This window comes from Megasphaera micronuciformis F0359 (assembly GCF_000165735.1).
GTDB classification, from domain to species: Bacteria; Bacillota; Negativicutes; order Veillonellales; family Megasphaeraceae; genus Megasphaera; species Megasphaera micronuciformis.
Genome location: NZ_GL538180.1, coordinates 1 through 8824, shown reverse-complemented (window position 1 = coordinate 8824; position 8824 = coordinate 1). Strand labels below are relative to the sequence as shown.

Here is an 8824-nt window from a genome sequence, read left to right as displayed (position 1 = left end):
CTCTTTAATCCCCGGCGGACCGGGCAGCCACACCGTATCGGTAGCAGCCGCCCTTAAATTATGCCCGACGGTCGTTAAAAAGAGCGTTTCATGTTCTTCTAAATACGCATGAAAGATAAGCTGTCCTCTTTTATTCTGATTCCAGGCTACTGTTCGAGTCTTAAATAGCTCTTTCATCATCTCTCGGACTTGCCAGCGTTCAGAAGCGGGGATCGTATCATAATCATTTTCCGTATAGCCTGTTTTCTTATACTTAGTGATATACTGCTTCATGGCCGTCTTTTTTGCTTGCTCAAGCCCTTCATCGTCATCCAGGTAATTTTCAAAGGCGTAGTTGTTATTCATACAAATCGGCTGCTGACCGAACACCACCCAGATTTTATCAATAATACGACATATCGAGTTATCGGGCGTTAAGAACGTTGTCCCAGACGGGTTTCTGATTTCGATACCTGTATTTAATCCCATATACCTACCCTCACTCTCAGTTCGTTATCATCGTCATATACTTCAATGAGATTGTCTTTAATCTCCGTTCGAGCGCCGCTGGTGGCCGTACGAAGCGTTCCAATCCGAGCGCTTACCGTATCGAGTGATTCAACTTGCATCTTATCGGCTGATACTGAGCCTGCTTTAAGCATCTTGTTAGTGATGATGTCATCCTCAAAAAGGGCTTGGCTTGTAACGTGCAAGAGCTTCCCGTCGATGCGAACGCCCGATGTCGATAAGTTAATCCGTGAGATCAGCCCGTCACCGTCAAGTCCTTTAATGGCGTTACTGACCCTTAGGTCAATGCTGTTACTAAACTGCGACAGCTGCGTTTGTACGTTTGTCTTTAAATCCGTGACGGACTGTTGAAGGCCTTCCGCTGTCTGAGTAAGCTTTGTTTGTAGCCCGGTTACATCAGACTTTACGGTGCCTACTTCGGCTTCAATCTTAGCGATATTCTTATCAATCTCATCGAGGCCTAAGGCTTCACGATTAAGCGTCGAAAGGTCTACGGTTGCCGTTACCGTAACGGTCGTAACCCCCGATTCAGCCCCCGGTCCGAATACATCAATAAAGCTTACGCTGACATCGTATATATCGCTCTCACAGGCGTACGAGACCACGCTTGAGGTCGTATCAAAGGCCGCCGAGTGCTGCTGCCCGATGATTCGTACGTGCATTTTAGAGACCCCCACAGGAAACGACTGTGCAGTAATCGTAAGTGTACCGATGCCTGTCTTCACGTTCGGCGCTTTCGGAGCCTTCGGAGCTTCCTTTTTATACGTAAGCTCAGACGCACTGCTATACTCGCCTTGCGTGTTTTTGGCTAAGACCAATATCGTGCCCTGGCGCTCCGTAAGCGGCAAGGCGGCTTGAAGGTCGGTCGTTTGAACGAGTAGCCCCGCAGCTTCACCCGGTGCGTTATTGGTCCGTACTTCGTAGTAGGCGATCGTCGTATTGGTAACGGCGTTCCACTTAGCGACTACCTTGTCGGTAAACTCAATGGATACATTTTCAGGCGCCAGCGGCTTGGTAGTTTGCTCTGCCACCACGATATCGAGATACTCTACGGCATCAGGCACGGTATACTCTCCAAGCTCATTGGCGGTGGTGACGGCCACTCGAATCGTCTCTCCCGGTAGTAGCTGAGGGATAACCAGTTGTCCTGCTCCTTCTCCGGCAAAAACCCAGGCACCCCAGGGCGTCTGCATCGTCCCAATAACATTCTCAGCCGAAGCGTACGAGGTCTTATAGTAGACACGGCCCGTAAGCGAGGACGGCAGCCAGTTCACTATGACGTCATAAATGGCCTGACCGGTTAACTGGCGATATCTCGTATAAGCCGTAAGCCCCTTGGCAGGTATAGCCGGTAAGATATTGCCCGATACCCCGATATGAGCCGATGCGTACCCCGACTCGAAACCGTCTAAGATAGCGCGGACCCGTACGTAATACGTGTGATCGGGCTCCATATTTTTAAGATCCAGCGAAAGGGCTCCGGTGGTCGGAGCATCCACCCAGTTATAGTTATCCGTAGAATAGGACACCCGAAAGGCATCGTATCGGGAATTTTTAGGCATCTCCCACGTACAGTGGATGATGCTGTTTTTCCCGCTACCTTGAACCCGAAGGTTTTCTTCGGAAAGGGTGAGATTTATGGGGGCTTTTAAAAGAGCGGATTTTCCTTTACTGTAGTCAATAATCGGGTATCGCGTGTAGACGGGTTCATATATCTTTTCATCGTATTCAATCGCCGTAAGGGTCATCTTAAGATCCTTGTCTTGCTCAAGCTTTACAACCCGAAACGGCTTTACGACCTTATCTCTAATACCGACGGCATAGCAGTCATACTGACTGACTTCTTCGCCTTCTCCAAAAGATTGCGATACGGATACCGTATCGGTAACGGTATCCGTCGTAACCGGCAGTATATCTCGAGTAACCAAGACATCGTCTTTAGAACGCTGCACGATGATACTATGCACATCCGAGGCCGTAAGGGTCACTTTTTTATCAAGGGTTACCTTGTTACCGTCGATGGATACCACGCGTCCGCTTTCAAGGCCCAATCTAGGTACCGTATGCGCGACGCCGATGATATCGCCGTACTCACACACTAACGCATTCACATCGGCCGATAGGTGTATCGTTTGTAGTTGCCGTTCATTGGTAGCCAGGTAATACAAGGCTTCTCGATGCGCTTGGGAGCGGCGGGATACGCCAAAGAGCGTAACGTTTGCCGTATTATCTTGAAGCGTTCGGTTCTCGGCGTAACGGGCTGATCGCACGAAGAACTCCGTGTTTTTAAAATCCCGCTGCTCGTCGTTATAGGTAATCTGTACACTACGAGCTCGTTCCTCACGCGAAGCAAAGCTTCCTGAGACGGACGAGGCAATCGTACGACCTTCTCCGAAGATTTGTTTTATCGTCCCCGGCATATCGACTACAATCCCGAGGTCTACGCCGTGACGCACAATCGTAGCATGACCGACTTGGGCGGCTTTATTGGCTGCCTCATAGCGTTTTTGCTTGGTATCGAAAAAGGCATCGAGTTGGAACCTTTTTTCCGTACCGCCGTTACCGTCGTCTATCATCTCGTCAGCATAATCAGCCGCTTTTTGCCACTCATCGAAATACTTTGAAAAGCGTTCCGTAGGGCAGCCGTCTACTACGTATTCAAACTGCCCCGTACTTATGTTCTTAAGACGCCGGCAGTGATGAAGGATATCGTACGCCGCCCAAATAGGATTTTGCGCCGACTTTTCTTCATACTGACGAGTTCTCGGGTTAAAAACCAATACATGCATCCGTTTCTGACGCCAGTTAAGATTCGGAATCCCGCCGTTTAATTGGTTCGTGGCTTTTATACGCAAGGCGATAAGGACTTTATTCGGCCGAATAAATCGACCCGAATTGATATACGTCGAAAGAATGGACCAGTGCATTTGAGCGTATTTACGTGACGTCGTCGGGGCATCCGTCGGAAGCACCCGAACGTCGTAACGAGACGCTTCCAAGCCTTCAAATTTATAGCTTCTTCGCACGGCTGAGTTCGTTCCGGCTGTGACGGAGCAGGTCTGCTCTATCCAGGCATCAGTTGTACCCGTCTTTCGAATCCCGATGGTAAACCGGGCCGTGTAGTTTGAAAAGTTTCCGTCGTCTTTAACCGAGTACAATCCTCCGGGCCAGGTCAGTGTAACTTCAACGGCGTTACATAAATCCGTATCGGTACTTCGTATAACAGACGTTCCTTCTTTACAATCTATATCAATAGACTGATCCGCAACGGTATTAGGGAAAAACGAAATCGGCTCTTGGTCATTCGTACCCGGTCTCTTTTCAATTTGTACGGACTCAAAGTTATCTATCGGAGTGTACCCGATACGGATGTCTTCAATAGAATCCACCGGCCCGTAGCCTCCGCTAAAAAGAACGTTCAGGTACTGTACGTCTTTTTCACCGCTGTACTTATGGGTATTTTCGAGATTCCCGTCGTGTTTTACCTTATACGTTTCAGACTCCGTCTCGACGTGATACATTAAAAGCTGCCCGGCCGGCATCGCCGTTCCGTACGTCTCGCCGATAAGATTTCCCTCATGGGTTTGCACTTGCGGAAGATCCCACCCGTATGTCGGAGAGGATTCTTGTTCTTGAGGATGCGCCTGGTTAATATGAAGAAGACTGTTAATCAGCTTACCGCCAAGGATGGTAAAAACCCCGGCAACCAAGCCCTGCCCGAATTTAGCCGTAATACCCAGCCAGCCACCTACCAAAGGGGCTGCAGCCATAAGCCCTATCTGCAGTATCCAGCCGAGGGCCCCCTTATTACCTCCTTCAAGCTCAGCCGTCAAAACAATTTGGTCTCCGTCTTGAGGAATATAGCTATAAGGGATGTCTACGAGCGAGCCGTTTACAAAGACCAGTAGTCCTTTAATATCGACGATATCGATGAGCCGCTTGCCTTTGTACTCATACCGCTGCCGCTCTTGCTTTCCTGTGAATATATTATTTACAATGATAATTTCAAACATGAGGATATACTCCTTCTTTGGGCTTATAGTACCCAACCACTCTCGGGCCCCATCGAGATAATCGGTCAATCTGTACATAAGGGGCTATGGCATGAATAAATTCACCGTAGCCCAGATATACCCCGCAGTGACTCGGTAAGGGATTGCCGATAAGCCGCAGTAGCACCAAGCAGCCGATTTTAGGCTCTTCTAATTTTTCCCAGTTTACTTGGTTCTTTTCAATCTCGTCCATAATTTCATCCGTATGGGTCGCATTGATGGGAAACTTGGGAAGGGTGAGCCCGTCCCGCCTATAATACTCTCGAACAAGACCCCAGCAGTCGAGCCCTTGGGTAACGCTTCTACCCCCGTTTACGTAGGCTACTCCGACCAGATCGTTGATATTAACCATAGTTTCCCGTCATCCCCTGCTCGCCGCCGAACCGTTCTTTAATCCGGCATTCTTTAATCGTGTTGTTACACGGCCTATCCGTTCCCGTGTAGCCGCACCGGACGGATTTAAAGACAAAGGGGCAAAAATCGACCATATACGTATCAAGAGGAAATTTATTGTATAACTCAGGGCTACTTCCCAATTTAAAGGTAACCCAGGCTTCATCATACGACGTCGAAAGGTTGGTAAAGTCTAACTGATCGAGCGGTTCGGGATTATCTAACAGCTTTGTATGAACGACATATAATGTAACGGCGGCATCCGTCATGCCCCCATACCGTTGCAGGTACGACTGGATAATGCCGCCGCAATTAGACACCGTAAGATTCACCGTAGGTAGCGTCGTTCCGTCTGTATTCACGTTGGTAACATTAAATGCAAAGCGTGTCCACGTCCGTCCATTCCACGTTACATCTTCCGTATTTCTTGCCAAATATACATCTTCCGGCAACTCTTTGTGATGAAGTTTTACGAGTAGTAAAAACGGCGCATCGGAGGATAGCTTATTCTTCTCCAATATCGCCGCCGTTTCCCATATTTTCATAAGTTATACCTCCTCAAAGGACAAGGATAGGTAATACCCTTCAGGATGTGAGTAGTGGCACTCCCAATCACTCGTAAAGCGTACGAGGCAGGTATCGCCCGTATCGTAATCCTTAAATTCGAATATGTCGGACTTTCGAACAGCCTTCCAGAAGTCTCGAAGGGTATTCTTTTGAGCCTCTGACAAACACGTCCAAGCATACAAAAAGGTCCTCGGCGTGCGGGTGTTTCGAGGTCTGGTAAGGCGATACCCCGCGTCTGTCTTAGACTCGACCGTACTGTCGGTTATTTTTTCCACGTACGTATCACCGGCGTTGGTAGCCCGCGATACGACGGGATGAGGAATTTGAGTTATCGGAAATGTCTTCATGATTTATCCTTTCGAAATGTTACGAATGGCTCGAGCCATCCCGCCTTCATCAGTCTCAGCGGCATCTACGACCACATTAATGATATAGCGCTTCATCTGGTTGTCGTAGTTACTCGACTGAACGTTTACCTTCGATTGACTGTTATTAATAATATTAATAACGGGTGCCGCAACGGTCCCGCCGTTTGGCCCTTGGTTTTGCACAATCCCTTTGGCTACTCGCGAGTACACTTCATCCGTTAAGGGAAATACGGCTTCGTCGTTTCCGGCTTCGCCGATAAGCCCCATGGTAGGCGCCGTAACAAGGCCCCCTGTAGCAAAAGGTCTAGGGACGCCAAGCCTCGGGATGTACGGTCTAAACGAGGCCGCGTCCAAAAGGTTCCCGTTAAAGCTAAACCCGCTTGAGGACTTTCCTTCACCCAGCCAGCTGCCAAAAAGAAGCGTCGCAATTTTATTAGCCGCCATCTGAGCGACCATTTGCGTAATCGTCTTTTGAAAGACTTTTCCCAGGCTTCGCAGTGAGTCCTTCGCACTTTCCGACCCGTTTGCCAGGGCCTCGAAAACGCCTTGAATTCCCGATGCGATTTGACCCGAGCCGGCTGTGATCATCTCAGCCGTAGACATGTGCGCTTTTTGCCAAAATTCATAGTACGTTTGAAGGGCTTGCTCTTTATCATTCCAGGCCTTCTCATCGTTAGCCCCTTTCGATTGAAGTGCATTCATCAGCCCTTGGGTATCGCCGCGTTGGATCGACCACTGCACAGACTTCTCATAGGCTTCACGCTCGGCGTCTTCACGTTTTTGTACCGCCTGTAAATACGCTGCTGTGTACCATTCGTTGGCTTCTTTAAGCGCTTCATAGTCGTCTTTCGTGGCTTGGATTTCTTTAAGTTTAGCTTTACGCAGCTTATCCAAACTTTGTACCGTCGCTTCAAACTCAGCTTGCGCAACCGATACGTAATCGCCCTTAAGATCCGCGTTTATTTTAGCCAGGTCTGTTTTAACCGCTACCCGCCGCTGTGTAAGAGCTTCCATGGCCTTAGCGGCTTCTTCAATTTTCCACTGTTTTAAAAGGTCTTCGGCATGAGTCGTATCAATATCTTTCGATACATTTTTTATCTTACGAATTTGGTCTTCATATTTTTTCGCCTGGCTATTCATATTGGCGATACTCTTTTCAAACTCCGTACCGGTGTCGTTTAAGAGGGCTTTATCGAGGTCATTTTCAAGACCCTTTAGATCCTTGCGAGCATTAGCAATGTCTTTAGCCCGTTGCTCGGCTTGCTTACGAACATCCGATATGGATAGAGCTTTACCCGACTCGGTAACACCGGCAAACTCTGTAAGTGAGATAACACCGACGATATTGCCGCCGAACGCTTCACGGTAGTCTTGGTCGTAATGCTGAGATACTCGGCCGCTACCGGCTGCCGCATAATAGCCGGAGGCATTGGCATCCAGCATAATAACATGGCCACCGTTGTTGGTAATAACGGCATCACCCGCATGAGCCTCATAACCGTTTCCGTAAGCGTCCGTCGGATGAAACGCGCTTCCTGCATTTTCGGCCCAGTCGGGAGCCCACGGCCCAAGGTTCCAGGCATTCGAGACCCCGGCATCGGACCAAACGTTTTCAACGTACGTCGTGCACACAACCTCGTTTTCGCCGGTACCGTAATTAAGGCCGCTCCAGCGCCCTGCGTTATATATCGCACCGCCTCTGACATCGTACGTCTGCTCGTTTTCGACGTGGGTACCGCCGCTAACACCTGTGTCAGGCGAGAAGTCATAGGACGGTATCTGTACATTATTGACCGCTGCTTCTGCCGCCTGTCTTTGGGCTTCGGCATCGGCAAAATCTTTACCGCCTCCTGCGTTATACCAGTTAGAGTATTCTCTAGCATAGGCCTCTGTTCCTTCCTGCACCGCTTCTTCAGAAACTCCGCCATTAGCTCTTGAACCTTGTCCTGTCGGATCGGCTGATATAGAGTTGTTATCTTCTTGTATTTGACGCCAAATACGGCCATCGTGAGCGGTGTAAGTATACCCGTCGTCACCGGTCCATGTATTCTTCTGCGCCGCCTCATACTTGGCATTAAAATACTTATACGCACAATAGGCAGCGTAAAGGGCGGCGGCCGCTACTCCCATCCAGCCACCGGCTAGATCGAATAGAACACTCGTTACCTTACCGATTGCACCAGGCAAACGCGCAAGTCCAGATACGCTTTTTTGCGACGACAAGACACTCGCCACACCTGCTTTTTCATGAGCTCCCCCTAAAGCGGTCGTTGCTTGGGTTGTCGTCGCCGTGGCCGCCGTGACCGCCTCACTGGCTCGCACAGAGGCCGCCCCCGCTGCCATGGCTGACTCTCCCACGGCGGCGTTACTTACCATAACCCGTTCATTGGCTGTTACTTCTGCCGATGCCGCCAGTTCTTTAACAGCCGCGGCCTCGCGAGCCGCCGCTCCGATAGCTACTTCCGACTCAGCCACTTTGGCGTTACTTGCAATGACCGCATTATTGGCTTCAACCTTTGTCGCTGTCGTCGTTTCCGTGGTATAGGCAGACGCTTTGACAGCCTCTGAAACAACAGCTGCGCTTTTTTCGGCCTCCACGTTTACCGCCGCAAAGGCTCTGGTCATTTCAACACGAATTCGTTCGGCAGCTTGCGCCGACTCCAGGCCTATTTGTGTAAACTTTTCCGCCATATACGCCTGCGTTTCTTCTGCCGACAGGTTCTGCTGATTGGCCGTCTTAATCGCTTCACGGCGCATTTGTGCATACATTCTATCGCTATCGGCGATGGCCTTATTAATGCGCCGTTCCTGGGCTTTCGACAGCGCCTGTTGCTGCGCTTCGTTAGCTTGGTCTACCGTAGAACTTCGCACGGTATCCACGACCCTACTAACCGCGCTCGCCGCTTTTTTAGCCAGCTTTAACGCCTCATACGCAGC

Annotated in this window: 6 protein-coding genes; all 6 read right to left on the bottom strand. The window is 49.7% G+C overall.

Going from position 1 to position 8824, the window contains the following annotated elements; genetic code table 11:
• Positions 1-468 (bottom strand): hypothetical protein (locus HMPREF9429_RS00825; protein WP_006940899.1); only part of this gene is annotated, 468 nt, incomplete at its 3' end.
• On the bottom strand, positions 459-4520 hold the full coding sequence (gpJ, locus tag HMPREF9429_RS08805; RefSeq protein WP_006940898.1) for a TipJ family phage tail tip protein: 4062 nt from the start codon (positions 4518-4520) through the stop codon (positions 459-461). The genes gpJ and HMPREF9429_RS00825, both read right to left, overlap by 10 nt.
• On the bottom strand, positions 4513-4911 hold the full coding sequence (locus tag HMPREF9429_RS00815; protein ID WP_006940897.1) for a C40 family peptidase: 399 nt from the start codon (positions 4909-4911) through the stop codon (positions 4513-4515). Before HMPREF9429_RS00815 ends, gpJ begins: the two co-directional genes overlap by 8 nt.
• A complete protein-coding gene (locus HMPREF9429_RS00810) occupies positions 4904-5497 on the bottom strand; it encodes a DUF1833 family protein (RefSeq protein ID WP_006940896.1) in 594 nt (197 codons plus the stop codon). The genes HMPREF9429_RS00815 and HMPREF9429_RS00810 overlap by 8 nt, the downstream gene beginning before the upstream one ends.
• A gap of 3 nt (positions 5498-5500) precedes the next feature.
• Positions 5501-5866: a hypothetical protein gene (locus tag HMPREF9429_RS00805; protein WP_006940895.1), complete on the bottom strand. Its 366-nt coding sequence runs from the start codon at positions 5864-5866 to the stop codon at positions 5501-5503.
• A 3-nt stretch (positions 5867-5869) separates the two neighbouring features.
• The coding region (locus HMPREF9429_RS09205; protein ID WP_006940894.1) for a hypothetical protein at positions 5870-8824 on the bottom strand (2955 nt) is incomplete at its 5' end.

Coding starts and splice junctions, on each gene's coding strand:
- HMPREF9429_RS00805 (WP_006940895.1), bottom strand. CDS start 5,866: ATGAAGACATTTCCGATAACTCAAATTCCTCATCCCGTCGTATCGCGG.
- HMPREF9429_RS00815 (WP_006940897.1), bottom strand. CDS start 4,911: ATGGTTAATATCAACGATCTGGTCGGAGTAGCCTACGTAAACGGGGGT.
- HMPREF9429_RS00810 (WP_006940896.1), bottom strand. CDS start 5,497: ATGAAAATATGGGAAACGGCGGCGATATTGGAGAAGAATAAGCTATCC.
- gpJ (WP_006940898.1), bottom strand. CDS start 4,520: ATGTTTGAAATTATCATTGTAAATAATATATTCACAGGAAAGCAAGAG.